Below are 26,241 nucleotides of genomic sequence, written 5' to 3' on the forward strand. Positions count from 1 at the left end.
AAAAAGGAGGCCATCATGGCTAAGGAAAAGTTTGAGCGTAATAAACCGCACGTCAACATCGGCACTGTTGGCCACGTTGACCACGGCAAGACCACGCTGACCGCAGCGATCACCAAGTACTTTGGTGACTTCAAGGCATATGACCAGATCGACGGCGCGCCCGAAGAGAAGGCCCGCGGCATCACCATCTCGACCGCCCACGTTGAGTATGAAACCGACGCGCGTCACTACGCCCACGTCGACTGCCCCGGCCACGCCGACTACGTGAAGAACATGATCACCGGTGCGGCGCAGATGGACGGCGCGATCCTGGTTGTGAACGCAGCCGACGGCCCGATGCCCCAGACCCGCGAGCACATCCTGCTGGCGCGTCAGGTTGGCGTTCCTGCGCTGGTCGTTTTCATGAACAAGGTTGACCAGGTCGACGACGAAGAGCTGCTGGAGCTCGTCGAAATGGAAATCCGTGAGCTGCTGTCTTCCTACGACTTCCCCGGCGACGATATCCCGATCATCGCAGGTTCCGCTCTGGCGGCGATGGAAGGTCGTGACCCGGAAATCGGCGAGAACAAGATCAAGGAACTGATGGCGGCCGTGGACGAGTACATCCCGACCCCCGAGCGCGCTGTTGACCAGCCGTTCCTGATGCCGATCGAAGACGTCTTCTCGATCTCGGGCCGTGGTACCGTTGTGACCGGCCGTGTTGAGCGCGGTGTGATCAACGTTGGCGACGAAATCGAAATCGTCGGCATCAAAGACACCACCAAGACCACCTGCACCGGCGTTGAAATGTTCCGCAAGCTGCTGGACCGCGGTGAAGCAGGCGACAACATCGGCGCGCTGCTGCGCGGTATCGACCGCGAGTCGGTTGAGCGTGGCCAGGTTCTGTGTAAGCCGGGTTCCGTGACCCCGCACACCAAGTTCGAAGCCGAAGCCTACATCCTGACCAAGGAAGAAGGTGGTCGTCACACCCCGTTCTTTGCGAACTACCGTCCGCAGTTCTACTTCCGCACCACCGACGTCACTGGCACCGTGACGCTGCCGGAAGGCACCGAGATGGTGATGCCGGGTGACAACCTGAAGTTCTCGGTTGAGCTGATCGCACCGATCGCGATGGAAGACGGTCTGCGCTTCGCCATCCGTGAAGGCGGCCGCACCGTCGGCGCTGGCGTTGTGTCGAAGATCATCGAGTAATTCGCACTTGCGAATGATCAAACGGAAAGGGCGCCTCCGCGGCGCCCTTTTTGTTTGAGTGCGATGATCCCGAGGCGCACCATCAGGACTGCGTCGAAATAGAAAGGGCCTCCCAAGGGAGGTCTTTTGTCGTTTGGACGTCTGAATGAGTGTTTTTTTGGGGGCGCGAAATCTGGCCAGCCATGGCCGATAGCGCGCACAAATTCGGCATCAGTGCTCTTCGAGCCGATAGGCGTGTAGGGACCGAGGCATGCAATGGCGATTTCGCCTGGCAACGGGTGAAAGCGTGTTTCCTACAAGAGGCTCTTGCACTACGGTCTATTTCGATTTGTGTCCGAAGGCATTGTTTGGGGCTATGGGATTGGGTTTTTTGATGATTGCGAGGGCTTCGCGAATTGGAAACACGTTGAACTCTGATCGGCTGGTTCTCTACGACGGGCTAAAATGTATCGCTGCGCTTGGTGTCGTAATGTTTCATGCGAACGCCGCCTACAAGGGCGCTTGGTACTCCGGGATGTTCGTGTTTCTGTTCTTTCTTGGCTATCATGCGGCGGGCCGCGAGTTGTCGACAGGTTACACGTGGTCGAGGTTCAAACGCCTTCTCGTGCCGTGGGGTTTTTGGTGTGCTGTGTATTGGGGGTTGCTGCTTGCAGACGGAAAGGCGCAGTTTCCACCGTCCAATTTCCATTGGGGGGATATCCTAATCGGTCCCATCATCCACCTTTGGTTCTTGCCATTTGCGTTTCTGGTCTGTGTTGCACTTGCAGGCATGAGTAGCTTCGGCCGTAGTGGACTTTGGTGGTCGCTTGGCTCAATTCCACTTGTATTCGCGGTTTCGGCCGGGTTTCATTCCGCGCTGCAGTTGCCAAGCCCAATTGCGCAGTGGGTGGTTTCTATTCCTGTATGTTGGACCGGGTTTGTCGCGGCCACAAGGAGAGACCACACAAGTATTGCCTTGCTTATCGCAGGCATCTCTGCGCTGATCTGTTTCGCTTTTGGCATCGGAAGCGGTTCGCTGCAGGCTTTGATTGCGCTGCCGCTGTGCTTGTTGGCATTGTCAGTGCGATTGCCGAAATCTGATGCTATGGCAAGTTTTGGCGACCTCGCCTTGGGTGTGTACTTACTCCACCCTGCAGTTCTGGCTGCAATCAGCTCATTTGCTCTTCTGCCGCACTCAGCGCCCAACTGGATTCTTGGGGTTTGCGGTTTTTGTGTTTCCTTGGCTATGGTCGCGGCGGCCAAAAACGTTCGCCTTTTCAAGGCAGTTATGTAGAAGGCGGGACCGGAACGTAGAGCCCAGCGGGCTCCGATCTTCTGTTTTGGGACCATTGGCCAAATTTGGGCCCGGAGGCCCCCTTGCCAAACGACCTCATCGGACGTATACGGCCCCATCCCGCATGTCGGGAACAGGGCGGGGTGATTCCCGCCCTTTGGGTTCGATGAGGGTGTGCGGTGGTCGTGGGCCCTCCTCTCAACTCCAACGCCTACAAAAGGCTGACGAAATGCAAAGTCAAAACATTCGCATTCGGCTGAAGGCTTTCGATTACCGCGTGCTGGATGCCAGCACCCAGGAAATCGTGAACACTGCAAAGCGCACCGGCGCGCAGGTTCGTGGCCCGATCCCGCTTCCGAACAAGATCGAGAAATTCACCGTTCTGCGTGGTCCCCACGTGGACAAGAAATCCCGTGACCAGTTCGAGATCCGTACGCACAAGCGTATGCTGGATATCGTTGATCCGACCCCCCAGACCGTGGATGCGCTGATGAAGCTCGACCTCGCTGCTGGTGTGGACGTCGAGATCAAGCTGCAGTCGTAAGATCGGAGGGTAATGAATATGCGCTCTGGTATTATCGCAAAGAAAGTCGGCATGACCCGGCTGTTCATGGAAGACGGCAAGCAGATCCCTGTTACCGTTCTTCACCTGGACGGTCTGCAGGTCGTCTCGCAACGCACCGAAGACAAAGACGGCTACACCGCCGTTCAGCTGGGCGCAGGCTCGGCCAAGGTCAAGCGCGTCTCCAAGGCGATGCGTGGCCACTTTGCCGCTGCAAAGGTTGAGCCCAAGCGGAAGCTGGTCGAATTCCGCGTCCCCGCGGATGCCCTGATCGAAGTCGGCGCCGAAATCTCGGCCGAGCACTTTCTGGAAGGTCAGAAAGTGGACGTGACCGGCACCTCGATCGGTAAAGGTTTCGCAGGCGCCATGAAGCGCTGGAACTTTGGTGGTCTGCGCGCCTCGCACGGTGTGTCGATCTCCCACCGTTCGCACGGTTCCACCGGCCAGTGTCAGGATCCCGGCAAGGTCTTCAAAGGCAAGAAGATGGCCGGCCACATGGGTGCTGCCCGCGTGACCACCCAGAACCTCGAAGTCGTGAAAACCGACGCCGAGCGTGGCCTGGTGTTCATCAAAGGCGCCGTGCCCGGTCCGAAATCCGGTTGGGTAACCGTCAAGGATGCCGTCAAGAAGAAAGCGCCCCAAGGTCTGCCCTTCCCGGCGGCTCTGAAGGCAGCAGCAACCGAAGCACCGGCGGAAGAAGCGCCCGCGGAAGGTGGTGAAGCATGAAACTTGATGTGATCAAACTCGACGGCGGCAAGGCAGGCGATATCGAACTGTCCGAAGACCTGTTCGGTCTGGAGCCGCGTGCGGACATCCTGCACCGTGTGGTCCGCTGGCAGCGCAACAACGCGCAGGCCGGTACCCACAAGGTCAAGACCCGCTCGGAGACCTCCTACTCGACGAAGAAGATCTACCGCCAGAAGGGCACCGGTGGCGCACGCCATGGTGACCGCAACGCGCCGATCTTCCGCAAGGGTGGTATCTACAAGGGCCCGACCCCGCGCAGCCACGGCCACGAGCTGACCAAGAAGTTCCGCAAGCTGGGCCTGCGCCACGCGCTGTCCGCCAAGGCGAAAGCGGGTGAACTGGTCGTGATCGAGGACGCAACCGCAGAAGGCAAGACCGCTGCTCTGGCCAAACAGGTGAAGAACCTGGGCTGGAAGCGTGCGCTGGTCATCGACGGTGCCTCGGTGAACGAGGGTTTCCTCAAAGCATCGCGCAACATCGAAGGTCTGGATATCCTGCCGACGATGGGTGCAAACGTCTATGACATCCTCAAGCGTGACACCCTGGTGATCACCAAGGCGGGTGTCGAAGCACTGGAGGCTCGACTGAAATGAGCGCGAAGGCAGAACACTACGACGTGATCCGCAAGCCGATCATCACCGAGAAATCCACCATGGCATCGGAAGCCGGTGCAGTGGTTTTCGAAGTGGCGATCGACAGCAACAAGCCCCAGATCAAAGAGGCCGTCGAGGCGCTCTTTGGTGTGAAGGTCAAAGCGGTCAACACCACCATCACCAAGGGCAAGGTCAAGCGTTTCCGCGGCCAGATCGGCCGTCGCAAGGACGTCAAGAAAGCCTATGTGACCCTGGAAGAAGGCAACACCATCGACGTGTCCACCGGACTCTGAGATCTGTTTCTTTCAAGAAGATCGAAGGCCCTCGCGAAAGCGGGGGCCTTTCTTTGTTTTGACACTGTGAAATAGTGGCAGCCTTTGGAGTATGTGATAATACTAGATCTTAACAAAATTACTCTAACTCTACCGATTTCTTAATCATGCTTTGGGGGAGCGCAGATTGCCCGATCCAGTGCCAGCCAACGTGACTATCAATTTTTCTGAGATGTCAGGTGTGGTCGACTTAGCAATACGACGTGTGAGTGCCTTCTATCGGTTTGGGCTCGATGAATTAGACCTACGTGATGGGGGAGACTTTCAGATCGCCTCCAAAATGGTCTACAGTTTTTGGCCACAACAGATCACTGACGAGCACCGAGAGGAAGCGAAGAGAGAATACAAGGCTTGGTTGGTCGGAAATTGTCTGCGAGAACTGGATCAATTCTATAAACTGTTTCAGGATAAGGTGTGGCGCGCTTTGGAGTTGAGCCAACTTCATGAGGAGACCGTAAAAGTGAATCATGCGCTAGATGGGTCCTTTGCCAAGAAGACCAATGTAGCGGCGAAGCAAGAAATGATTGCGCAGAAGCTTTCAATTGAGAGTTTTGTGGAAGAGCTAAATTCTCTTAGTCTGGCGCGAAATTGTTTAACTCACAACGCTGGGCTTGTTCGGGCACCCAATGATTGCAATGATGAGAATCGTACCGTTCTTACAGTCAAGTGGCTTGGGTTTGACGTAAGCGTCACCCGTGGGGGCGCGACAATCAAGGCTGAGACTATGCCCATTGATCTAAGGGCGCTGCCCGGCGAGGGTGAGGCCGAGTTTGTAATTCATTACTCTCCACGGCAACTTTCCTTCGACGCGCAGCAGAAGATCTCAATCCCAAAGGATGTGGTGGCGGAACTTTGCATGTTCTACAAAGTTTTGTGCGATAAGGTAATGGTTGGACTGAGGGACGAGTTCATCAAAAAGGGCATAATTCGGCCCTGAGAGCGCTCGCTCTTACAATTTTGGTAACGTCCTGGCTGCTTCGCGGGATCGACCCCATTGCCACCCCCACGAACCTCTGCTAAACGGCACCAATCCTGAAGGCCTCGGATTCGTCCGGGGCTGTCTCTTTTGTCGGGATCATGAATAAACTGGGACCTTCGGGGCCCTTCAGATCGGTCACCTGACCAATGAACAGTTTCCCCTCCAAAGGGGAATGCTGGAATGGCAGGGGGCTTTAACATAGCGGGTCCAAAGACAAGAACCTAAGGGCCTGCACGCTAAACGGAAGACAGAAAGCATGGCACTTAAGTCGTATAAACCGACGACGCCGGGCCAGCGTGGGCTGGTTCTGATCGACCGTTCGGAGCTTTGGAAAGGGCGTCCGGTCAAGTCTCTCACTGAGGGTCTGACCAAATCGGGCGGCCGGAACAACACCGGACGGATCACTTCTCGCCGCCGTGGTGGTGGCGCAAAGCGTCTTTACCGGATCGTTGACTTCAAACGGAACAAATTTGATGTCGCCGCAACCGTCGAGCGCATTGAATATGACCCCAACCGGACTGCCTTCATCGCCCTGGTGAAGTACGAGGACGGCGAGCAGGCCTATATCCTGGCCCCTCAGCGTCTGGCAGTTGGTGACAAGGTCGTTGCCTCCGCAAAGGCAGACATCAAGCCGGGCAACGCGATGCCGTTCTCGGGCATGCCGATCGGTACGATCGTTCACAACATCGAAATGAAGCCCGGCAAAGGCGGCCAGATCGCCCGTGCAGCCGGTACTTACGCTCAGTTCGTTGGTCGTGACGGTGGCTACGCGCAGATCCGCCTGTCCTCGGGTGAACTTCGCATGGTCCGTCAGGAATGCATGGCCACCGTTGGTGCGGTCTCCAACCCTGACAACAGCAACCAGAACTACGGTAAAGCTGGCCGGATGCGTCACAAGGGTAAACGCCCGAGTGTTCGTGGTGTGGTCATGAACCCGATCGATCACCCGCACGGTGGTGGTGAAGGTCGTACCTCTGGTGGTCGTCACCCGGTGACCCCATGGGGCAAGCCGACCAAGGGTAAGCGTACCCGCAACAAAAACAAAGCGTCGCAGAAGCTTATCATCCGCTCGCGTCACGCCAAGAAGAAGGGACGTTAATCTATGTCTCGCTCTGTATGGAAAGGTCCTTTCGTCGACAGCTATGTGCTTAAGAAAGCCGAAGCTGCACGTGAATCGGGCCGCAATGAAGTGATCAAGATCTGGTCGCGTCGTTCCACCATTCTGCCCCAGTTCGTGGGTCTGACCTTTGGTGTCTACAACGGCCAGAAGCACATCCCTGTCAACGTCTCGGAAGACATGATCGGTCAGAAGTTCGGTGAATATTCGCCGACCCGGACCTATTACGGTCATGCTGCGGACAAGAAAGCGAAGCGGAAGTAAGTCATGGGCAAGGTAAAAAATCCCCGCCGCGTGGCCGACAACGAAGCAATGGCGAAAACCCGCATGCTTCGCACCAGCCCGCAGAAACTGAACCTGGTGGCTCAGATGATCCGTGGCAAGAAAGTGGACAAGGCCCTGACGGACCTGACTTTCTCCAACAAGCGGATCGCTCAGGACGTGAAGAAATGCCTTCAGTCCGCCATTGCGAACGCCGAGAACAACCACAACCTGGACGTCGATGAACTGATCGTCGCCGAGGCATGGGTTGGCAAGAACATGACCATGAAGCGCGGTCGTCCGCGGGCCCGTGGTCGTTTCGGCAAGATCCTGAAGCCGTTCGCTGAGATCACCATCAAGGTGCGTCAAGTTGAGGAGCAAGCCTAATGGGACATAAAGTCAATCCGGTCGGCATGCGCCTTCAGGTCAACCGCACCTGGGACAGCCGTTGGTACGCCGACACCAAGGATTACGGTGATCTTCTGCTGGAAGACATCAAGATCCGTGAGTTCATCAAGGATGAGTGCAAGCAGGCCGGTGTTGCCCGCGTGATCATCGAGCGCCCCCACAAGAAGTGCCGTGTGACCATTCACACCGCGCGTCCGGGCGTGATCATCGGCAAGAAAGGCGCCGACATCGAGGTGCTGCGCAAGAAGCTCGCTGCGATGACCGACTCGGAACTGCACCTCAACATCGTTGAAGTGCGCAAGCCCGAGTTGGACGCACAGCTGGTTGGCGAGAGCATCGCTCAGCAGTTGGAGCGTCGTGTTTCCTTCCGCCGCGCGATGAAGCGTGCCGTTCAGAACGCAATGCGCATGGGCGCCCTGGGTATCCGGGTGAACGTCGCGGGCCGCCTTGGTGGTGCCGAGATCGCCCGTACCGAATGGTACCGTGAAGGTCGTGTGCCGCTGCACACCCTGCGCGCCGACATCGATTACGCTCACTCCGAAGCCATGACCCCCTATGGGATCATCGGGATCAAGGTCTGGATCTTCAAAGGCGAGATCATGGAGCATGACCCGCAGGCGCGTGATCGTAAGTCTCAGGAAATCCAGGACGGCCCTGCACCCCGTGGTGCTGGTGGCGGTCGTCGCTAAGGAGGGTATGAGATGCTTCAACCCAAGCGTACGAAATTCCGCAAGATGCAGAAGGGCCGGATCAAGGGGCTGGCCAAGGGCGGTTCTGATCTGAACTTCGGCACCTACGGCCTCAAGGCTCTTGAGCCCGAGCGCGTAACTGCCCGTCAGATCGAAGCTGCACGTCGTGCCATGACGCGTCACATGAAGCGTCAGGGCCGCGTATGGATCCGCATCTTCCCGGACACCCCCGTGACCTCCAAGCCCGTCGAAGTTCGTATGGGTAAAGGTAAGGGCTCCGTGGACTTCTGGGCCTGCAAGGTAAAGCCCGGTCGCGTGATGTTCGAAATCGATGGCGTCAATGACGACATCGCCCGCGAGGCCCTGCGCCTTGCTGCGATGAAGCTGCCGATCAAGACCCGCGTTGTGGTCCGCGAAGACTGGTAAGCCCGGTTTAAGCGCAACAATATAAACCCCCGCCGAGCGATCGGCGGGGGTTTTCGTTGCCCTGCAGGTTAGGTCTGACGCCCTGAAGAGAGCAGGCTGCATTCGATACGGTTGGGCATGTGGGTGGGGAGGACTGCCATTACATTGTGACGGCAGGGCTCTGCTGTCATGCACGATGGGGTGGGAGTGGGCAAGCTCGGTCGGGGGATTGCAGGGACCACGAAAACGGCCCGCAGCAAAACCTGCGGGCCGCCATTTCACTGTCTTGCAGCTTGGGTCTCAAGCGGCCCAGCTATCCTCGCTGACGGTTGAACCTGCTGTGCCGCCCTTGGAATCCTTCAGCCGGAAGCCGGAGATCGCTGTCAACAGATTGTCCGCTTCCTGACGCAGCAATTGACCCGCAGCGGCCGTTTCTTCCAGCATGGCCGCGCCCTTCTGGGTGTCACTGTCCAGTGCCTCAACGGCAACGTTCACTTCGGAGAGGCCGTTGGACTGGTCTACGGTGTTCTCGGCGATGACATTCGCCTTTTCGACGACCAGTTGGATCGCTTGGACGATGGCTTCCAGCGCGGTGCCTGTTTCATCGACCAGATCCACGCCAGAGGTGACTTCGGCGGTACTGGTGGCGATAAGGCTGTTGATTTCACGGGCGGCATCAGAGGACCTTTGCGCAAGGGCGCGCACTTCGGAGGCGACCACAGCAAATCCGCGGCCTGCTTCGCCGGCGCGTGCGGCTTCCACCCCGGCGTTCAGCGCCAGAAGGTTGGTCTGGAAAGCCACATCGTCAATCATGCCGGTAATCTTGGAGATCGCGTCCGAGGATTCCTTGATCCGGTGCATGGCTGCGACCGTGTCCTTCGCAACATCGCGGGTTTGTTCTGCTTTGGACTGGGCAGAATTTACAATCTCCCGTGTTTCCTGCGCGCTTTTTGCGGTGCCGCGCACCGTGTCGCTCACGGTTTGCAGGGCAGCAGCGGTTTCTTCGAGTGATGCGGCCGTGGTCTCCCCGCGGCGCGATGCATCATCCACAGCAGCAGAGATTTCGGCCGCCGTGTTGTGCAGCATGCTGCTGCTGGAGGTCAGCTGCGCCATCATCCCGCTCAGCGAGTCGGTAAGGTGATCGATGTCGTTTGCGATGTCGTGGAAGATCCCCTTGTGACCCTTGGGCATAGCCTGGTTGAGGTCGCCTTTGGACAAAGCTGCAAGAACTTTCTGTACGTCTCCAAGACCTTTCTGGGCAACTTCGCCGATGGTATTTACGCCCTGGCCGAGCTCGGCAAAGGTGCCGCCATCCTTTGAGACCGTGACCCGCTTGGAAAAATCGCCTTCGGCGCAGGCCGAAATAACGGTCGAGATCTCTTGCGTCAGTTGGTGTTTGGTTTCTTCATTGGCGCGGAAGCTCGCAACCGCATTGCTGATGGCGGAGAGTTCATGGATGCGCGATGTGGGGATGTTCGGGCTGAAATCCGCCTTGATCATCCGTTTGAGAACAAGGTCGATCTGCTTGAGCGGACGCGAGATGCCGCGGGCCAGCAGAAGGGCGACGAGAACAAAAACCACGCCCCCGGCAATCCCAGCCTGAAGTGAGGTGCGCTGTGCCTTCTGGCTGAGAACAGTGGACTCTGCCAGGGTTTCTTCCAGAACCACGCGCACATCCGCATGCACCTGTTCCAGAACCGGCTCGGCCTCGGCATAGAAAGCGGATACGTCGCTGCGCAGCGCGTCCTCGCGCAGCGTTTCATCGACAAAGGCGGCGAAGGATTGCTGATAAGTAGCAATAAGCCCCTTGATCGCGGCTTCCTGCTCGGCGTTTGCATAATAGGATGATGGGAAGGTCAGGAATTCGTCGACGCGTGCATTCAGGCGGTCGAGATATTTCGAAGCCTTGCGCATGATGAAGTCTTTCTCGTGACGACGCATCATCAGCATTTTGACCTGCATTTCGGGTTGGTTTAGCTCGTTCAACTCGCCCTCAACATTGCGGACGGCCGCGCGCAGCTGACCTTCCAGCCCCGAGTTTTCATCAAGGCCGAGGCTCAGGTTGCTGTCGACGAGACGTGCAAAGGCAGCGGTGTAGCCGTCAATGGAGGTGGTGATCTGCTCAAGCTCTGCGTTTTTCCCGCTGAGTTCAGGATGTGAAGCCATCAAGGTCTCGGCGCGTTCGATATGAGCCTGCATGTTGGCGATGGTGGCCGCGTGTTTTTCAACGTAGCGTTCATCGCGCCGCAGCAGGAAGTCCTTTTCTGCGCGGCGCGCCATCAGGAAGTCGATACGGATTTCATCGAGCGTGAGAAACAGCTCTTCGATGGTCGCTACTTCTTTCTGGATGTCATCGCGCACTTGGTGGGTGAAAAGGGAGGTTCCTGCCAGGGCGATCATGATCGCCCCGCCCAAGGCAATGATGGACAGGATGGCGAGGTTTATTGAAACCTTGAAGTTCATTTTGCGGATACTCGTCTCTTAGGGATGCATGCGACTCGGCTTCTTTCGATTTTACGTGGCGGAAATTAAGATACTGTTGTTTGGGCCATGCACTGGTGTGGAATCTGTCATGCATGCCTGACACATCGGTTTTTTCGGCGGCGCAGCGGGCGGCTCTTTGCGGGCAGGACTCGCCATGGCGCCCTGTCCGCGTTAAGAGGCGGCATGGCACAGATCGACTCTCTCTTCGTAACCCGTCTTTATCGCGCTCAATTGTCCGAACTTGGACCCAAGGTCGACACGGGCGAACTCGAAAACTCCTGCCTTGTCATCGCGGAGGATGACGAGGCCGGCCAGGACTGGTGCGAGGAGAACGGCTATCCCGGCTATACCTCCTATGCCTCGCTGACGGATCTGCCTTGGCGGTTCCCGATCTTCGCCGATCTGGTGAAATCGCTGGATGCCCATGTGGCCGCCTTTGCCGAGGACCTGGAGCTGGATCTCGATGACCGCAAACTGGTGCTGGAGGATCTCTGGATCAACATCCTGCCCGAAGGCGGCACCCACGCCAGCCACATTCACCCCCATTCGGTGATTTCGGGCACCACCTATGTGTCGATGCCCGAAGGTGCCAGCGCGCTGAAGCTGGAAGATCCCCGCCATGCGATGATGATGGCCCACCCCCCGCGCCGCAAGGACTGCCGCCAGGAGCTGAGGACATTCGTCTACCAGTCCCCCAATGTGGGCGATGTGCTCTTGTGGGAAAGCTTCATCCGCCACGAGGTGCCGCTGAACATGGCCGAGGACGAACGGATTTCGGTGAGCTTTAATTACAAGTGGGAGTGATTTCCTCACCCTTTCATTGTATCGTTCAGGGTATTACGTGATGTCTGAGTTCAGAACATTGGGTTAAAAGGGCAATACCGTGGCAGAGAAATTGAAGCACGAAACGGTCAAGGGTGGAAAGATCGGTCGCAGCGCCAAGACCGGGCGCTTCGTGATGGTGTCTACTGTCCGAGGTAACGACAAAGCCAGCCCGGTTACCGAAAGTGTGGTGAAGGGGGCTTCGTCAAAACGAAAAGAGGCGATGAAGCGTTTGGTCAATCGGTAGGCGGCACTACCGGGTTACGCTTGCCGATGCGATTACGGCGCATGACGAGGCGCTTAGCTACGGAGGGCGTTCCGGCGTAAGCAGTCTGGACTTGATCGAGTCCGCCCTTGGGCGCCCTTATTCTGGATATCATCTGCGGATCCACCGAAAGGCTGCCGCTTTGCTGGAAAGCATGGTTGCAAATCATGGGTTCGTGGATGGCAACAAACGAACCGCGTGGCTGGTTACTGAGATCCTGATTGAGAGAAGCGGATATTACTTGGATATCCCTGACGATGAACCGATTGATGACCTCGTGGTTGCCGTTGCTGACGGCAGTTGCCCATTCGACCAAACGTCCGAATGGTTTCGGCTGCGCTTAAAGAAGGGGTGTTGAACGGGAGGTGAACCGCTTGCGACATTCCCTCAATCTTTCCCTTGCCCCCATCCGCCATCTCTCCTATACGGACCCATCACCGCGCTCAGTGATGAGTCGCGGTGATCCACTTTTCGTGCCCGGACCATTTCGGACACGGGCGACATAACCCACCAGACCCAAGGGTGACCCAACAAAAGGGGCCCTCTGGTGCCAAGGAAAAGGAACAAAGGCGATGAACGCCAATGATCTGCGCGAAAAGACCGTGGACGAGCTCCGCGATCTGCTTGCATCCATGAAAAAAGAGAGCTTCAACCTGCGCTTTCAGCAGGCAACCGGTCAGCTGGAAAACACCGCTGCTGTACGTGCGGCCCGCCGCAACGCAGCCCGCGTGAAAACCATCCTGAACGAAAAAGCCGCCGCAGCGGCTGAATAAGGAGCTACTCAGATGCCCAAACGTATCCTGCAAGGCGTCGTGACCTCCGACGCAAACGCACAGACCGTGACTGTCTCCGTAGAGCGCCGCTTTACGCATCCGGTTCTGAAGAAAACCATCCGTAAGTCCAAGAAATACCGGGCTCACGATGAAAAGAACGCTTTCAAGGTCGGCGACACCGTACGCATCATCGAATGCGCGCCGAAATCGAAAACGAAACGCTGGGAAGTTCTGGAAGCCTAAGAGCCTGTAACAAGGCTCCTGGCGACTAGGCTTTTTAGCACAGTCGAAACCCTGGGGGATCACAGCACGCATCGCTGCCCCAAAGGTCGGGAGAAACCACATGATCCAGATGCAAACCAATCTGGATGTTGCTGACAACTCCGGCGCGCGCCGAGTTCAGTGCATCAAGGTTCTGGGTGGTTCCAAGCGTAAGTACGCATCCGTTGGCGACATCATCGTCGTCTCGGTCAAGGAAGCCATCCCGCGCGGTCGCGTAAAGAAAGGTGACGTCCGTAAGGCCGTCGTCGTGCGCACCGCCAAAGAAGTCCGCCGCGAAGACGGTACCGCGATCCGTTTCGATCGCAACGCCGCCGTCATCCTGAACAACAACAACGAGCCGGTAGGTACCCGTATCTTTGGCCCGGTTGTTCGTGAGCTGCGCGCGAAGAACTTCATGAAAATCATCTCGCTTGCTCCGGAGGTGCTGTAATCATGGCTGCGAAACTCCGCAAAGGCGACAAGGTCGTCGTGCTGGCCGGCAAGGACAAGGGCAAGGAAGGCACCATTTCTTCCGTTGACCCCAAAGCCGGTAAAGCTGTTGTCGACGGCGTGAACATGGCGATCCGCCACACCCGTCAGAGCCAGACAAGCCAAGGCGGCCGCCTGCCCAAGGCCCTGCCGATCGACCTGTCGAACCTGGCTCTACTGGACGCAAACGGCAAAGCAACCCGCGTTGGCTTCCGCATGGAAGGTGACAAGAAAGTGCGTTTTGCCAAGACCACGGGGGACGTGATCGATGCTTGATTCCGCAAACTACACCCCGCGTCTGAAGGATCTCTACAAGGACACCATCCGTGGCGCCCTGAAAGAGGAATTCGGCTACAAGAACGAGATGATGATCCCCAAGCTGGACAAGATCGTTCTGAACATCGGCTGTGGCCGTGCTGCCGTCAAAGACAGCAAGAAAGCCAAGTCCGCTCAGGCCGACCTGACCGCAATCGCGGGCCAGAAGGCTCTGACCACCGTTGCCAAGAACTCCATCGCCGGCTTCCGGGTTCGCGAAGGCATGCCGATGGGCGCCAAGGTGACCCTGCGCGGCGACCGGATGTACGAATTCCTGGATCGTCTGATCACCATCGCAATGCCCCGTATCCGCGACTTCCGCGGCGTATCGGGTAACTCGTTCGACGGTCGTGGCAACTACGCCATGGGCCTGAAAGAACACATGGTGTTCCCCGAGATCGACTTCGACAAGATCGACGAGCCTTGGGGCATGGACATTGTGATTGGCACCACCGCGAACACCGACGCGGAAGCAAAGGCGCTGTTGAAAGCTTTCAACATGCCCTTCAACAGCTAAGCGCGGGAAGGAAGAGACATGGCTAAGAAAAGCATGATCGAACGCGAAAAGAAGCGCGAGCGTCTGGTGGCACAATATGCCGCAAAGCGCGCCGAGCTGAAAGAAATCGCGAATGACGAAAGCCGCCCGATGGAAGAGCGTTTCAAAGCGCGTCTGAAACTGGCGAAACTGCCGCGCAACTCGTCGGCAACCCGTCTGCACAATCGCTGCCAGCTGACCGGCCGTCCGCACGCTTACTATCGTAAGCTGAAGATCAGCCGTATCGCTCTGCGGGAACTGGGCTCCAATGGCCAGATCCCCGGCATGGTGAAATCGAGCTGGTAAGGGAGAGACAGATATGAACGATCCTATCGGCGATATGCTCACCCGTATCCGTAACTCTCAGATGCGCGGCAAATCCACTGTCATGACCCCGGCTTCCAAGCTGCGGGCATGGGTTCTGGATGTGCTGGCAGACGAAGGTTACATCCGCGGCTATGAGAAGGCGACTGACGAACGCGGCCACCCGGCGCTGGAAATCAGCCTGAAATACTTCGATGGCGAACCTGTTATTCGTGAGCTGAAGCGGGTCTCCAAACCCGGTCGTCGCGTTTACATGGGCGTCGATGACATCCCGTCGGTCCGTCAGGGCCTGGGCGTGTCGATTGTCTCCACCTCCAAAGGTGTGATGTCGGACGCAAACGCACGCGCAGCCAACGTCGGCGGCGAAGTGCTCTGCACCGTCTTCTAAGGAGGCTTACAGATGTCCCGTATTGGTAAGAAACCGGTCGAACTGCCCAGCGGTGTCACCGCGAGCGTTTCCGGCCAGACCGTCGAAGTGAAAGGCCCCAAGGGGACCCGCAGCTTCACCGCCACCGACGACGTCACCCTGTCCGTTGAGGACAACATTGTGAAGATCGAGCCGCGCGGCAAGTCCAAGCGTGCCCGTCAGCAATGGGGTATGTCCCGCACCATGGTTGCGAACCTCGTGACCGGCGTGACCACCGGCTTCAAGAAAGAGCTGGAGATCCAGGGTGTGGGTTACCGGGCTCAGATGCAGGGCAACACCCTGAAACTGAACCTCGGCTACAGCCACGATGTCGACTTCGTTGCTCCGGAAGGTGTCACCATCACCGCGCCGAAGCAGACCGAAATCGTTGTGGAAGGTAACGACCAGCAGCAGGTTGGCGAAGTCGCGGCGAAAATCCGCGAATGGCGCCGTCCCGAGCCCTACAAAGGCAAGGGTATCCGCTACAAGGGCGAGTTTATCTTCCGCAAGGAAGGCAAGAAGAAGTAAGGACAAGCAAAATGGCAAACAGCAAACGTACCCTGTTTCTGAAGCGTCGCCTGCGCGTCCGGAACAAGCTTCGCAAGGTCAACGCAGGCCGTCTGCGTCTTTCCGTGCACCGTTCGAACAAGAACATTTCTGTTCAGCTGATCGACGATGTCGCGGGCAAGACCCTGGCAGCAGCCTCGACCCTGGAAAAAGATCTCGGCTTTGTTGGCAAGAACAACATCGAAGCAGCCACCAAAGTGGGTTCGGTCATCGCCGAGCGCGCCAAGGCGGCTGGCGTCTCCGAGGCCTATTTCGATCGTGGTGGCTTCCTGTTCCACGGCAAGGTGAAGGCTCTGGCCGACGCTGCGCGTGAAGGTGGTCTGAAGATCTAAAGTAATGTGGGCGGCGCTATGTGCCGCCCCGATGATCCGGGGGCAGGGCAGACCTCTGCCTTGCTCACCAGGATTGGCAAAATGGGCGCCTGCTTTTGTGACGCGCCAAGTGAAAGGAATGCCTTATGGCAGAACGTGAAAACCGCCGTGGCCGTGGCCGCCGCGAAGAGGAAACACCGGAATTCGCAGATCGCCTGGTCGCGATCAACCGCGTTTCGAAAACCGTAAAAGGTGGTAAGCGCTTCGGCTTTGCCGCGCTCGTCGTTGTCGGCGATCAGAAAGGCCGCGTCGGCTTTGGCAAGGGTAAGGCGAAAGAAGTGCCCGAGGCCATCCGCAAGGCAACCGAGCAGGCCAAACGTCAGATGATCCGCGTGCCGCTGAAAGAGGGCCGTACCCTGCATCACGACATGAACGGTCGTCACGGTGCCGGCAAGGTCGTCATGCGCACCGCGCCTGAAGGTACCGGTATCATCGCCGGTGGTCCGATGCGTGCCGTCTTCGAGATGCTGGGCATCAAGGACGTCGTCTCTAAGTCGATCGGCTCGCAGAACCCCTACAACATGATCCGCGCAACCATCAACGGCCTGACCAAAGAGCAGAGCCCGCGTGCGGTTGCCCAGCGTCGTGGCAAAAAGGTCGCCGACATCCTGCCCAAGCGGGACGAAGCACCGGCTGCCGAAGCCGCTGAAGCGTAAGGAGACGGACACATGGCCAAGACCATCGTTGTTAAGCAGATCGGCTCTCCGATCCGCCGCCCCGCCAAGCAGCGCCAGACGCTGATCGGCCTGGGCCTGAACAAGATGCACAAGACCCGCGAGCTGGAAGATACCCCTGCCGTGCGTGGCATGATCAACAAGATCCCCCACATGGTCGAAATCATCGAAGAAAAAGACTAAGCCATATTGGCACAGTCTTCAAAACGCCTCCGCTTTGCGGGGGCGTTTTTCATTGTGTGATGTGGTTCACGATCATTCCGAAATTGCATAGCAGGAAGACCATGGCGTCACTTGTCGGTTCACTGCCTGCACCATATTTCAGCGTTTCCGAAGCAGAATCCCATTTTCCGGGTAGGGGCCTGGAGCGCTGAACAAGGACGATCACAATGGCATTTACAAATTTGACAACCGACCATGCGGCTTCTGCCCCCGCCCGCTTGCGCCAGATCGTTGAGGGTATCCGCAACATGTTGAAGCAGCGGTCCGAGTATCGCCGGACCTACCGTGCGCTGCAAAGTCTCACTGATCGGGAGTTGGCAGACATCGGTCTGCGTCGCTGCGACATTGCAAGTGTTGCGCGCTGCAACGCCTCTGGCCGCTGAGGTATCTATCTGCCCGGCGGATCATAAGATCTCCCGGCCTGCGTTTCGATACGACCGGCGCAGCTCAGGGCATCCAGCTGCTGAAGGCTTGGGAGCGCCACGCTCCGACGGAACCGGCGCGTGGCTTTTCCATGTGATCAGCCCATGCTTTCCAGCAGGCCTTCGCCGGCGGACAGCTCGCACTGGCCGGGGTTTTCTTCGCGGTTGAGAACTTTGACTTCGCCGTCCTCGACCAGCATCGCATAGCGTAGCGAGCGGCCGATCAGACCGGCGGGCGGTGCATCAAAGCGCATGCCGATCGCATCGGTAAAGGCGCTTTCGGCGTCGGCCAGCATGGTGATCCCGGCTTCGGTTGCGCCAGTTGCCTCGCCCCAGGCCTTCATCACGAAGGGGTCGTTGGCGGAAATGCAGATGATCTCATCCACGCCCTTGGCGTCGAACTGATCCTTGGTGCGAATAAAGCTCGGGACATGAGCCGAGTGGCACGTGGGTGTAAAGGCACCCGGCACAGCAAAGATCGCTACCTTGCGGCCCTTGACCTTGTCCGCGATCTGCACCGGCTCCGGTCCTTCGGCGCCCATCTGCACCATCGTTGCGTCCGGCAGTTTGTCTCCGACTGAAATCATCGCGCGTTCCTCTTCTGACGTGATTGCGTTTCCCTTGGTCACCCATATAGGGTCCGCAGTGAACGTGACCAGAACTGGGGCAGGAGGCAAGGGGAGACATGAGCCATATCGTGGTAATCGGAGCGGGGCAGGCGGGGTCCTCACTTGTGGCAAAGCTGCGCAAGGAGGGTTTCGAGGGGGAGATCACCCTGATTGGTGCCGAAACCGCACCACCCTATCAGCGTCCGCCCCTGTCCAAGGCCTACCTGCTGGGTGAAATGGAGAAAGAACGGCTGTTCCTGCGCCCCGAAAGTTTCTATGCCGACAATAGCATCACCCTGAAACTGGGCGCTGCCGTCACCGGGATTGATCCGGTGGCCAAGACGGTCAGCCTTGCGGATGAGACCATTGCCTATGATCAGCTTGCGCTGACCACGGGATCGGAGCCACGGCGCCTGCCTGCTGCCATTGGCGGCGATTTGGACGGGGTGTTCGTTGTCCGTGGCCTGCCGGATGTGGATGCCATGGCGCCTCATGTGACGGCAGGCAAGAGCGTGCTGATCGTGGGCGGAGGCTATATCGGGCTGGAAGCCGCCGCGGTCTGCGCCAAACGGGACCTCAACGTCACTTTGGTGGAGATGGCCGACCGGATCCTGCAACGGGTGGCAGCACCTGAAACCTCTGACTACTTCCGCGCGCTGCATCAGGGGCACGGCGTCGACATCCGCGAAGGCACCGGGCTGGAGCGGCTGGAAGGCGAGGACGGCAAGGTCGCGCGGGCGGTGCTGGGCGATGGCAGCACGCTGGACGTGGATTTCGTGGTGGTTGGTGTCGGCATTGCCCCGGCAACGGCCTTGGCCGAACAGGCGGGACTAACGCTTGAGAACGGCATCCGGGTGGACGCGCAGGGGCGTACCTCGGATCCCTCGATCTGGGCGGCGGGGGATTGTGCGTCTTTCCCCTATCAAGGCGGACGGATCCGTCTGGAAAGCGTGCCCAATGCAATCGATCAGGCCGAAGTCGTCGCTCAGAACATGCTGGGCGCGGGCAAGGACTATGTGGCGCAGCCTTGGTTCTGGTCGGATCAATACGATGTAAAATTGCAGATCGCGGGCCTCAACAGCGGCTATGACAACGTGGTCACCCGCAAGGGAGAGGGGCAGACCGTGTCCTTTTGGTACTACAAGGGCGATCAGCTGGTGGCGGTCGATGCGATGAACGATCCGCGTGCCTACATGGTGGGCAAGCGGCTGATCGATGGCGGCAAGACGGCTGAAAAGGCGGTGGTGGCCGACCCCGAGGCCGATCTGAAACCCCTTCTGAAAGCATGAGGATCATCGCGGGCGAGTTTCGCGGCCGCGCCCTTGCGGCCGTGGGCAAGGGCGATGCAGGCGCGCATCTGCGGCCCACCACGGACCGGGTGCGCGAGAGCCTGTTCAACGTTTTGGCGCATCAGATCGATTTCGACGGCATGCGGGTGCTCGACCTGTTTGCGGGCACCGGTGCGCTGGGGCTCGAGGCTTTGTCGCGCGGGGCGGCTTCGGTCACCTTTGTGGATGACGGGCGCGTTGCGCAGGGGCTCATTCGCAAGAACATAGCGCTTTGCCGGGCCGAGGATCGCACCGCCCTGATCCGTCGCAGCGCGTTGAAACTGGGTCCGAACCCGGACGCGCCCTATGACGTGATCTTCCTCGATCCGCCCTATGGCAAGGGGCTTGGGGAAAAGGCGTTGGCCGTTGCAGAGGCAGGCGGTTGGATCGCCCCTGGCGCACTCATCGTCTGGGAGGAAAGCGCTCCCATGCAGCCGCCCTTAGGGTATGAGGTGCAGGGCAGCCGCAAGTATGGGGATACCCATATCTCCCTGATGTGGCGCAATGTTTCAGGGTGAAATGGGCGCGGCGGGAAACGGCCCTGCGTTGCATTTGCTTGCTGTCGGTTCAGGCAATAGCTGTTGGTGGTATTCGTTTAGGCAGTATTGAAGGTGCATCAGATGCCCAAGACCTATCCTACGCCGCAACTGGTGATCGAGGACAGCCCCACAGACGCGCTCGCAGCGGCCCGTGCAGGCATGCGCTGCCTTGGTTTTGTACCGCATGGCACAAAAGAGGGATTGGCGCAGGAAGGCGCAGAAGTTTTCACGAGGATGGAACAGGTTCCGGCGCTGATCGGACTGCCAGAAGCCGTGTCGTCAGCGCGCTGAATTCAGTCAGCCGTAGGTCGGGTGGAATTTGCCGCCGGGTGACAGGGTGAAAATGTCATAGCCGTCCGCCGTCACACCGATCGAGTGTTCGAACTGCGCAGACAGGGATTTGTCGCGAGTGACCGCGGTCCACTCATCGGCCAGGATCTTGGTCTCGGGACGGCCAAGGTTCACCATGGGTTCGATGGTGAAAAACATGCCTTCCTCAAGAACCGGACCGGTGCCGGGACGGCCATAGTGCAGCACATTGGGCGGCGCGTGGAACACCTGTCCCAGTCCGTGACCGCAGAAATCGCGCACCACGCTCATCCGCTGGCTTTCTACGTACGCCTGAATGGTGTGGCCGATGTCGCCAAAGGTATTGCCGGGTTTCACCGCTTCGATCCCCTTCATAAGGGCATCATGGGTGACTTGTATCAGCCGCTCGGCCTTGCGCGACAGCTTGCCCGCCACGTACATTCGGCTGGTGTCGCCGAACCAGCCATCGACGATCACCGTCACGTCGATGTTGAGGATATCGCCGTCCTTGAGCTTCTTGTCGCCGGGGATCCCGTGGCAGACCACGTGGTTCACCGAAATACAGCTGGCGTGCTGGTAGCCCTTGTAGCCGATGGTGGCTGACTTGGCGCCTGCGTCCTCGACCATCTGGGTGATCAAACGGTCGATTTCACCGGTGGTCTGCCCCGGAAAGACATGTTGCGCAATATCATCGAGTATCTTTGCCGCAAGCGCACCCGCCACGTGCATGCCTGCAAAATCGGCCTCATCGTGAATGCGGATGCCGTCTTTGGTGGTGCGACCGTCTTTCGATCTCATGGGCGGGGGCTCCATCGCTGGGGTTTCACCGCTCTATTTAGGTGCAAACTGCAAAAAGGGCCAGAGGGGCTGACCAAATCGAGGTTTTCACCCTGCAACCCTGTTTTCAAGCGCTCCGGCGATTTCTACTCCCTCGGGCGAGAGCTGCGTGCCATAGATCAGACACTCAACGCCTGCCTTTTGAGCAGCGGCAAAGGCGGCGGCATAGGCAGGGTCGATATCCGAAGCGATGGCGAAGTCCGTGCAATCACTGCGCTGCACCAGATAGAGCATCACCGCACGGTGACCTTCTGCCACCATATTGGCCAGCTCTCCCAAGTGTTTGGTGCCGCGCGCGGTCACGCTGTCTGGAAATTCCGCCAGGGCAGGTTTGCGCGACAGGGTCACGCTTTTGACCTCTACATAGGTGTCGGGCAGGCTGGGCTGGCTCAACAGGAAATCGATGCGGCTTTTTTCGCCATATTTTACCTCGGCACGCACGGTTTCGTAGTCTGCCAGCTCAGTGATCTGGCGAGCCTCCAGTGCGGCGCGCAGGGCGCGGTTCGGCACCGAGGTGTCGACGCCGGTGAAATGACCGTTCTCATGATCGACGAGACGCCAGCCGTATTTCAGTTTTTTCTTTGGATCATCGTTGGGCTCGAGCCAGATTTTCATGCCCGGCTCAGCCAGCCCCATCATCGATCCGGGGTTGGCGCAGTGGGCCGTTACTTCGCGCCCGTCTTCCAACTGGCAGTCAGCCAGAAAGCGTTTGTAGCGGCGGATCAGGCGGGCGGGGATCAGAGGGGTTCCAAAGCGCATGTCCTTGGGCCTATACCTGCCGTAACACCGGATCAAGAGGAGAGGCGCCATGGGCAATCCAACCGCTGCAATGCTGGTTATCGGGGATGAAATCCTGTCGGGGCGCACGCGCGATTCGAACATGTACTTTCTGGCTGGGGAACTCACCAAGCACGGCATCGACCTGAAGGAAGTGCGCGTGGTGAGCGATGATGAAGAGGCGATCATCTCAGGCGTCACAGCCCTGTCCGAGGCGCATGACCATGTCTTTACCAGCGGCGGCATCGGCCCCACCCATGACGACATCACCGCCGACTGCATCGCCAAGGCATTTGGTGCGCATCTGGATGTGCGTGAAGATGCCCGCGCGATCCTGCAGGAGCACTATGACAAATCGGGCACCGAGTTGAACGCGGCGCGCCTGCGCATGGCGCGCATTCCTGATGGCGCCGGCCTCATTGAAAACCCGGTTTCTGCCGCTCCTGGGTTTTCCATCAAGAACGTGCATGTCATGGCGGGTGTTCCGTCGGTGTTCGAGGCGATGGTGGCCAGCGTTCTGCCGACCCTGACCGGGGGTAGCCCTTTGTTGTCGCAGACCCTGCGCGTCATGCGCGGAGAGGGAGAGATTGCAGGCCACCTGTCTGCCCTCGCGGCAGATTTCACTGATCTGTCGATCGGCTGCTACCCGTTCCAGAAAGACGGAGCCTTTGGTGCCAATGTCGTCGTGCGCGGTGCTGACGGGGCGCAGGTGGATGCGGCGGTAACCCGGCTGGCGCGGGAGCTGGGCATTTGAACGCATCCCCTGTGAAAACCGACCCCCGCTATTATGCGGTTGTGGACGGCACCTGGCCACCTGCGTACAAGCGCGACCTTGGTCCAATCACCCTGCGACAGGGGCAGGGGGGCGGCAGCCGGGTCTCGGCAGCCACAGCAAACGGACCTGTCAGCACCGATGATATTACCGCTGCCGAAGCGGCAATGCAGGACATGGGGCAGGATTTGCTGTTCATGATCCGCGATGGTGACGATACCCTGGATGCCCAGCTTGAGGCGCGTGGCTATGTGATCAAGGATCCGGTGAACGTCTGGAGTTGCGCACCCGAGGTTCTGACCGATGTTGCGATCCCGCGCGTAACCACCTTTTGCGTCTGGGAGCCTTTGGAAATCCAGCGCGAGATCTGGATCGCAGGCGGCATTGGCCCCGCGCGGATGGCCGTCATGGAGCGGGCCAAGGGGCCAAAGACCGCCCTTTTGGGGCGCTATAATGACAAACCGGCTGGAACGGGTTTTGTAGCCATCCACGATGGTGTCGCCATGATCCACGCGCTAGAGATCCTGCCGCATCAGCGCCGCAAGGGCATGGGGGCCTGGATGGTGCGGCAAGCGGCCTTCTGGGCGGTCGAGCAGGGTGCGCGCGAGCTGGCGCTGGTCTGCACAAAGGCCAATGCGGGTGCGAACGGTCTTTATGCCTCACTTGGAATGCGTCACGTGGGGCAGTACCACTACAGGCACAAACCCTGAGGGAGGAGAGACCCGACCATGACCGACCAGCAAAATCCCACCGCGCTTGATCTGCCGCAGGTGGATCCGCTGCCGCCTGCGACGCAGAAGTATTTCGACATCTGTCAGGAAAAGCTGGGTATGGTGCCCAACGTCTTGCGCGCCCACGCGTTTGATATCGACAAGCTGAACACCTTTACTGCGCTCTATAACGATCTGATGCTGGGCGAAAGCAACCTCAGCAAGCTGGAGCGGGAAATGATCGCGGTGGTGGTCTCCTCCTACAACCGCTGCTTTTACTGCCTTGTGGCCCATGGCGCGGCGGTGCGGCAGTTGTCGGGGGATCCAAAACTGGGCGAGATGCTGGTGATGAACTACCGCGTTGCACCGCTGGATGCGCGCCAGCGCGCGATGCTCGATTTTGCCTTGCAGCTCACCCGCGCCAGCGCCGAGGTCGAAGAGGCAGACCGGCAGGCGCTGCGGGATGTGGGCTTCACTGACCGTGACATCTGGGACATCGCCAATGTTGCTGCCTTTTTCAACATGACCAACCGGGTGGCCAGCGCCACGGCAATGGTTCCGAACGACGATTACCACGCTCAGTTCCGGTGAGCGGACGTGGCTTGATATCCTGTGTCGCGGCCCTTTTGGGGGCCGCGATCTTGTCGGCGGCGAGCAGTGCCAGAGCAGAGTTGATGCTGCCTGTCGGCGCGCAGGTGCTTGCTACGCGCGAGACGCCGCTTGGCACATATGGTCTGCCTGTCGGTGTTGCGGAAGCGGAAGGGGTGCCACAGCGCCTGCTTGAGGGCCGCGTCCTGCGTAAGACATGGCGTATTCAGGGCGATTCGACCGTCCTGCAAATCCTTGCGCCCCTGCGCGAACAGCTGCAGCAGGATGGGTATGACATCCTGTTTCAATGTGAGGCGCGCCAATGTGGAGGGTTTGACTTTCGCTTCGGGATCGAGGTTGTTCCGGCGCCCGATATGGCGGTCAGCATCGGGAACTATCATTTCCTGTCGGCCATGAAAGGCGCGCGCGCGCTATCCCTGCTGGTCTCTCGCAGCGGAAATGACGCATATCTTCAGGTTATTGAGGTCCTGCCGCCACAGGAGCCAAGTCTGACCGTACTTGCGCCCGCTTCTGCTCAGGACCCGGCGGATACTCCGATGGCACCACCCGCCGAAGCAGACCTTGGGGCGCGGTTGCTCAGTGACGGGCATGTGATCCTCGGTGGGCTGGATTTTGCGACCGGTGCTGCCGACTTGCAAAACGAAACCTATGAAAGTCTGGAGGCGCTCGCAGACTTTCTGACTGAAAACCCGCAGTACGCGGTGGTTGTTGTCGGGCACACGGATACCGTGGGACAGCTCCAAGACAATATCGATCTGTCCCGGCGGCGTGCAGAGGCCGTAAAGGCACATCTTGTTGAAAGCCGTGGAGTCTCCGAGGACCGAATTGCCGTCGAAGGCGTGGGCTATCTTGCACCGATCGGGACGAACCTGACCGTAGAGGGTCGTGAAGCCAACCGGCGGGTTGAAGCTGTCCTGGTGCCGCGCGAACGCCCCTGAGTGTTCCGGGTCATGCGCTGAGGCTGCTGCGCAGCCGCTCTGCTGCCGTTTCCCCAGCGTTCAATGCGCCTTCAATCAAGCCCGGGCTTACGTCTGCCGTTTCCGAAACCGCGAGCCACAGCCGCCCTCCGAGGTGGCCGTGCCGCAACAGGTCCGGGCCGACATCGGGATGCGCGGGCGGCCCCATCAGGTCTGCTGTACTGCAGATCAGACGTTCTGTGCTCCAATCCTGAACCAGCAGGTTCTCTGGACGCTCTGCCTCCTCCCCAAAGCAGCGGGAAATCTGGTCCCGGATAGCGGTTTTCAGCCCGTCGGGGTCACTCGCGCGGGCTACCGGGGGCCAGCCTACGAAGCCAAAGAGCGCCGCGAAGGTGGCATCGGCCGGGGTATGATCATGGATTTCGACCAGCGGACCCTGCCTGCTTGCCACGCGACCTGACAGTCCCGTACCGCGCCAGAAGGGGGCTTTGAATGAGGCTACGACCTTGGCTTGCTGGGCCATCCATGTCGGTGTTGTCTGCATGCAGTGCAACAGATCCTTCGGCAAGCCGGGAATGTCGATCTGTTCGGTGATCACGCGCAGGGGCGCGGCTAGGATGATCCTGCCTGCCGTGTAGGTTCTGCCCTCTGCCGTGGTTGCTTGTAGGCCGGTCGCGGTTGGTTCTATTGCAGCGACCTTGGTTTTCAGAACGACGGTATCGGGGGCGAGCCTTAGAAACAGGGCGTCTATAATGGACGAGGGGCCGCCCCTGATGCGGCTGATTCCATCCTGACCGGGCAGAAACTGCCGATAGGGTGTCGGGCCATATCCGTCGAGGATTCCGTCGCCTTGATCGTATTGATCGAACTGCGGGACTGAAAGGTCTTCTAGCCATTTTGCCACCACCGGCTGCCATTTCGGCCAGACCCATGTGGGGCCAAGGTCGACGCGCTCGTGGGCATCGCCCAAGGGGCAGGCCGAGTGGATGCGTCCACCAATGCGCGCGGCGCCCTCCAGCACTCGCACGTGATGCCCCGCCTGCTGAAGGATGTAGGCCGCTGTAAGCCCGGCAAGCCCTGCACCAATGACAAGGATCTCTGTCTCTTCTGCTCCGGTCATGTCCTGGCTTGTCCGTTGTGCGGTTTGAACAGCCAAAGTAGGTGCGATGATGTAGGGAGCAACCCCGCCCGATAACGAAAGTCGGGCTGTAGCCCCTCTTGACGGTTGCAGGAACATGCCATAGGCAAGGTTCAGGTTGCAGACACCGGCCTCCCGCAGGCGTAATCGCCGTGGTGAAGTTCTGCGCATAGGAATTTCTCTTTTCACCTCCCTGCGTCTCGCGCGGGT

General features: G+C 58.9%; 39 protein-coding genes. 34 read left to right on the forward strand and 5 right to left on the reverse strand.

The annotated features are described in order from the left end of the window. Positions 1 to 15 precede the first annotated feature (15 nt). The 12 genes from tuf to rplP all read left to right on the forward strand — a co-directional run bounded on the left by tuf (position 16) and on the right by rplP (position 8,578). A complete protein-coding gene (tuf, locus tag INS80_RS09280; protein WP_192965342.1) occupies positions 16 to 1,191 on the forward strand; it encodes an elongation factor Tu in 1,176 nt (391 codons plus the stop codon). A gap of 250 nt (positions 1,192 to 1,441) precedes the next feature. Next, on the forward strand, positions 1,442 to 2,464 hold the full coding sequence (locus INS80_RS09285; RefSeq protein ID WP_192965363.1) for an acyltransferase family protein: 1,023 nt from the start codon (positions 1,442 to 1,444) through the stop codon (positions 2,462 to 2,464). A 229-nt stretch (positions 2,465 to 2,693) separates the two neighbouring features. Beyond that, positions 2,694 to 3,008, forward strand: a complete 315-nt coding sequence (rpsJ, locus tag INS80_RS09290) for a 30S ribosomal protein S10 (RefSeq protein WP_058289455.1) — start codon at positions 2,694 to 2,696, stop codon at positions 3,006 to 3,008. A gap of 18 nt (positions 3,009 to 3,026) precedes the next feature. Further along, positions 3,027 to 3,752: a 50S ribosomal protein L3 gene (gene rplC, locus INS80_RS09295; protein ID WP_192965364.1), complete on the forward strand. Its 726-nt coding sequence runs from the start codon at positions 3,027 to 3,029 to the stop codon at positions 3,750 to 3,752. Then, the gene (gene rplD / locus INS80_RS09300; protein ID WP_192965365.1) at positions 3,749 to 4,366 is read left to right on the forward strand and encodes a 50S ribosomal protein L4; all 618 of its coding nucleotides are present in this window, start codon (positions 3,749 to 3,751) and stop codon (positions 4,364 to 4,366) included. Before rplC ends, rplD begins: the two co-directional genes overlap by 4 nt. Further along, positions 4,363 to 4,659, forward strand: a complete 297-nt coding sequence (locus INS80_RS09305) for a 50S ribosomal protein L23 (protein ID WP_192965366.1) — start codon at positions 4,363 to 4,365, stop codon at positions 4,657 to 4,659. Before rplD ends, INS80_RS09305 begins: the two co-directional genes overlap by 4 nt. A 166-nt stretch (positions 4,660 to 4,825) precedes the next feature. After that, on the forward strand, positions 4,826 to 5,635 hold the full coding sequence (locus INS80_RS09310; RefSeq protein ID WP_192965367.1) for a hypothetical protein: 810 nt from the start codon (positions 4,826 to 4,828) through the stop codon (positions 5,633 to 5,635). A 298-nt stretch (positions 5,636 to 5,933) separates the two neighbouring features. Then, complete coding sequence (gene rplB / locus INS80_RS09315) at positions 5,934 to 6,776, forward strand: 50S ribosomal protein L2 (protein ID WP_192965368.1); 843 nt, start codon at positions 5,934 to 5,936, stop codon at positions 6,774 to 6,776. A 3-nt stretch (positions 6,777 to 6,779) separates the two neighbouring features. After that, positions 6,780 to 7,058, forward strand: a complete 279-nt coding sequence (gene rpsS / locus INS80_RS09320) for a 30S ribosomal protein S19 (RefSeq protein ID WP_058335693.1) — start codon at positions 6,780 to 6,782, stop codon at positions 7,056 to 7,058. A gap of 3 nt (positions 7,059 to 7,061) precedes the next feature. Continuing rightward, positions 7,062 to 7,442, forward strand: coding sequence for a 50S ribosomal protein L22 (gene rplV / locus INS80_RS09325; RefSeq protein WP_192965369.1), 381 nt, complete (start codon positions 7,062 to 7,064; stop codon positions 7,440 to 7,442). Next, positions 7,442 to 8,152, forward strand: a complete 711-nt coding sequence (rpsC, locus tag INS80_RS09330; RefSeq protein ID WP_192965370.1) for a 30S ribosomal protein S3 — start codon at positions 7,442 to 7,444, stop codon at positions 8,150 to 8,152. The genes rplV and rpsC overlap by 1 nt, the downstream gene beginning before the upstream one ends. 12 nt (positions 8,153 to 8,164) lie before the next feature. Continuing rightward, the gene (gene rplP / locus INS80_RS09335; RefSeq protein WP_192965371.1) at positions 8,165 to 8,578 is read left to right on the forward strand and encodes a 50S ribosomal protein L16; all 414 of its coding nucleotides are present in this window, start codon (positions 8,165 to 8,167) and stop codon (positions 8,576 to 8,578) included. A 279-nt stretch (positions 8,579 to 8,857) separates the two neighbouring features. Here rplP and INS80_RS09340 read toward each other — a convergent pair whose 3' ends face one another. After that, a complete protein-coding gene (locus tag INS80_RS09340) occupies positions 8,858 to 11,020 on the reverse strand; it encodes a methyl-accepting chemotaxis protein (protein WP_192965372.1) in 2,163 nt (720 codons plus the stop codon). A gap of 204 nt (positions 11,021 to 11,224) precedes the next feature. On the opposite strand from INS80_RS09340, the gene INS80_RS09345 reads away from it, so the two are divergent. The 15 genes from INS80_RS09345 (at position 11,225) to INS80_RS09415 (ending at position 17,448) form a co-directional block, all read left to right on the forward strand. Next, the gene (locus INS80_RS09345; RefSeq protein WP_192965373.1) at positions 11,225 to 11,845 is read left to right on the forward strand and encodes a TIGR02466 family protein; all 621 of its coding nucleotides are present in this window, start codon (positions 11,225 to 11,227) and stop codon (positions 11,843 to 11,845) included. A gap of 79 nt (positions 11,846 to 11,924) precedes the next feature. After that, entirely contained in the window at positions 11,925 to 12,110 is a 186-nt protein-coding gene (locus INS80_RS09350) for a hypothetical protein (protein ID WP_192965374.1), read from the forward strand. A 91-nt stretch (positions 12,111 to 12,201) separates the two neighbouring features. Beyond that, complete coding sequence (locus INS80_RS09355) at positions 12,202 to 12,486, forward strand: type II toxin-antitoxin system death-on-curing family toxin (protein WP_192965375.1); 285 nt, start codon at positions 12,202 to 12,204, stop codon at positions 12,484 to 12,486. A 214-nt stretch (positions 12,487 to 12,700) separates the two neighbouring features. Continuing rightward, positions 12,701 to 12,901: a 50S ribosomal protein L29 gene (rpmC, locus tag INS80_RS09360; protein WP_192965376.1), complete on the forward strand. Its 201-nt coding sequence runs from the start codon at positions 12,701 to 12,703 to the stop codon at positions 12,899 to 12,901. A gap of 12 nt (positions 12,902 to 12,913) precedes the next feature. Then, entirely contained in the window at positions 12,914 to 13,144 is a 231-nt protein-coding gene (gene rpsQ / locus INS80_RS09365; protein ID WP_008555996.1) for a 30S ribosomal protein S17, read from the forward strand. A 100-nt stretch (positions 13,145 to 13,244) separates the two neighbouring features. Next, positions 13,245 to 13,613, forward strand: coding sequence for a 50S ribosomal protein L14 (gene rplN, locus INS80_RS09370; RefSeq protein ID WP_005621870.1), 369 nt, complete (start codon positions 13,245 to 13,247; stop codon positions 13,611 to 13,613). 2 nt (positions 13,614 to 13,615) lie between these two features. Beyond that, positions 13,616 to 13,927, forward strand: coding sequence for a 50S ribosomal protein L24 (gene rplX, locus INS80_RS09375; RefSeq protein ID WP_192965377.1), 312 nt, complete (start codon positions 13,616 to 13,618; stop codon positions 13,925 to 13,927). Continuing rightward, complete coding sequence (rplE, locus tag INS80_RS09380) at positions 13,920 to 14,483, forward strand: 50S ribosomal protein L5 (RefSeq protein ID WP_192965378.1); 564 nt, start codon at positions 13,920 to 13,922, stop codon at positions 14,481 to 14,483. The genes rplX and rplE overlap by 8 nt, the downstream gene beginning before the upstream one ends. Before the next feature lie 18 nt (positions 14,484 to 14,501). After that, a complete protein-coding gene (rpsN, locus tag INS80_RS09385) occupies positions 14,502 to 14,807 on the forward strand; it encodes a 30S ribosomal protein S14 (protein ID WP_192965379.1) in 306 nt (101 codons plus the stop codon). A gap of 13 nt (positions 14,808 to 14,820) precedes the next feature. Continuing rightward, positions 14,821 to 15,213 (forward strand): 30S ribosomal protein S8, encoded by a 393-nt coding sequence (gene rpsH, locus INS80_RS09390; RefSeq protein ID WP_192965380.1) that lies wholly within the window; start codon positions 14,821 to 14,823, stop codon positions 15,211 to 15,213. 12 nt (positions 15,214 to 15,225) lie between these two features. Next, positions 15,226 to 15,759 (forward strand): 50S ribosomal protein L6, encoded by a 534-nt coding sequence (gene rplF / locus INS80_RS09395; protein WP_192965381.1) that lies wholly within the window; start codon positions 15,226 to 15,228, stop codon positions 15,757 to 15,759. Between the two features lie 11 nt (positions 15,760 to 15,770). Further along, positions 15,771 to 16,130: a 50S ribosomal protein L18 gene (gene rplR, locus INS80_RS09400; RefSeq protein WP_192965382.1), complete on the forward strand. Its 360-nt coding sequence runs from the start codon at positions 15,771 to 15,773 to the stop codon at positions 16,128 to 16,130. A 125-nt stretch (positions 16,131 to 16,255) separates the two neighbouring features. Next, entirely contained in the window at positions 16,256 to 16,825 is a 570-nt protein-coding gene (gene rpsE / locus INS80_RS09405) for a 30S ribosomal protein S5 (protein WP_192965383.1), read from the forward strand. Positions 16,826 to 16,837: 12 nt separating this feature from the next. Continuing rightward, positions 16,838 to 17,026: a 50S ribosomal protein L30 gene (gene rpmD / locus INS80_RS09410; protein WP_192965384.1), complete on the forward strand. Its 189-nt coding sequence runs from the start codon at positions 16,838 to 16,840 to the stop codon at positions 17,024 to 17,026. Between the two features lie 206 nt (positions 17,027 to 17,232). Then, positions 17,233 to 17,448 carry a DUF1127 domain-containing protein gene (locus INS80_RS09415; protein ID WP_192965385.1) on the forward strand — a complete coding sequence of 72 codons (216 nt, stop codon included), beginning with the start codon at positions 17,233 to 17,235 and terminating at the stop codon, positions 17,446 to 17,448. 137 nt (positions 17,449 to 17,585) lie between these two features. Here the strand turns inward: INS80_RS09415 and INS80_RS09420 are convergent, their stop codons facing one another. Further along, positions 17,586 to 18,074 carry a peroxiredoxin gene (locus INS80_RS09420; protein WP_192965386.1) on the reverse strand — a complete coding sequence of 163 codons (489 nt, stop codon included), beginning with the start codon at positions 18,072 to 18,074 and terminating at the stop codon, positions 17,586 to 17,588. Positions 18,075 to 18,172: 98 nt separating this feature from the next. Here INS80_RS09420 and INS80_RS09425 point away from each other — a divergent pair, with 98 nt between their 5' ends. The 3 genes from INS80_RS09425 to INS80_RS09435 all read left to right on the forward strand — a co-directional run bounded on the left by INS80_RS09425 (position 18,173) and on the right by INS80_RS09435 (position 20,253). Further along, positions 18,173 to 19,384 carry an NAD(P)/FAD-dependent oxidoreductase gene (locus INS80_RS09425; RefSeq protein WP_192965387.1) on the forward strand — a complete coding sequence of 404 codons (1,212 nt, stop codon included), beginning with the start codon at positions 18,173 to 18,175 and terminating at the stop codon, positions 19,382 to 19,384. Then, positions 19,381 to 19,941 (forward strand): 16S rRNA (guanine(966)-N(2))-methyltransferase RsmD, encoded by a 561-nt coding sequence (gene rsmD, locus INS80_RS09430; protein ID WP_192965388.1) that lies wholly within the window; start codon positions 19,381 to 19,383, stop codon positions 19,939 to 19,941. Before INS80_RS09425 ends, rsmD begins: the two co-directional genes overlap by 4 nt. A gap of 102 nt (positions 19,942 to 20,043) precedes the next feature. Beyond that, the gene (locus INS80_RS09435) at positions 20,044 to 20,253 is read left to right on the forward strand and encodes an HAD family hydrolase (protein ID WP_192965389.1); all 210 of its coding nucleotides are present in this window, start codon (positions 20,044 to 20,046) and stop codon (positions 20,251 to 20,253) included. A 6-nt stretch (positions 20,254 to 20,259) separates the two neighbouring features. On the opposite strand, the gene map is transcribed toward INS80_RS09435, so the two are convergent. Both map and sfsA read right to left on the reverse strand, forming a co-directional pair. After that, entirely contained in the window at positions 20,260 to 21,069 is an 810-nt protein-coding gene (gene map / locus INS80_RS09440; RefSeq protein WP_192965390.1) for a type I methionyl aminopeptidase, read from the reverse strand. A gap of 87 nt (positions 21,070 to 21,156) precedes the next feature. Continuing rightward, entirely contained in the window at positions 21,157 to 21,867 is a 711-nt protein-coding gene (gene sfsA / locus INS80_RS09445) for a DNA/RNA nuclease SfsA (protein ID WP_192965391.1), read from the reverse strand. 49 nt (positions 21,868 to 21,916) lie between these two features. Here sfsA and INS80_RS09450 point away from each other — a divergent pair, with 49 nt between their 5' ends. The 4 genes from INS80_RS09450 to INS80_RS09465 are packed head-to-tail and all read left to right on the forward strand — an operon-like array spanning position 21,917 to position 24,914. Next, on the forward strand, positions 21,917 to 22,639 hold the full coding sequence (locus tag INS80_RS09450; protein WP_192965392.1) for a competence/damage-inducible protein A: 723 nt from the start codon (positions 21,917 to 21,919) through the stop codon (positions 22,637 to 22,639). An 11-nt stretch (positions 22,640 to 22,650) separates the two neighbouring features. Beyond that, positions 22,651 to 23,367: a GNAT family N-acetyltransferase gene (locus INS80_RS09455; RefSeq protein WP_192965393.1), complete on the forward strand. Its 717-nt coding sequence runs from the start codon at positions 22,651 to 22,653 to the stop codon at positions 23,365 to 23,367. An 18-nt stretch (positions 23,368 to 23,385) separates the two neighbouring features. Next, positions 23,386 to 23,958 carry a peroxidase-related enzyme gene (locus INS80_RS09460; RefSeq protein WP_192965394.1) on the forward strand — a complete coding sequence of 191 codons (573 nt, stop codon included), beginning with the start codon at positions 23,386 to 23,388 and terminating at the stop codon, positions 23,956 to 23,958. Next, positions 23,955 to 24,914, forward strand: a complete 960-nt coding sequence (locus tag INS80_RS09465; protein WP_369411385.1) for an OmpA family protein — start codon at positions 23,955 to 23,957, stop codon at positions 24,912 to 24,914. Before INS80_RS09460 ends, INS80_RS09465 begins: the two co-directional genes overlap by 4 nt. Positions 24,915 to 24,924: 10 nt before the next feature. Here INS80_RS09465 and INS80_RS09470 read toward each other — a convergent pair whose 3' ends face one another. Then, on the reverse strand, positions 24,925 to 26,013 hold the full coding sequence (locus INS80_RS09470; RefSeq protein ID WP_192965395.1) for a flavin monoamine oxidase family protein: 1,089 nt from the start codon (positions 26,011 to 26,013) through the stop codon (positions 24,925 to 24,927). Positions 26,014 to 26,241 lie beyond the last annotated feature (228 nt).

This window comes from Phycobacter azelaicus (assembly GCF_014884385.1).
Classification (GTDB): Bacteria; Pseudomonadota; Alphaproteobacteria; order Rhodobacterales; family Rhodobacteraceae; genus Phycobacter; species Phycobacter azelaicus.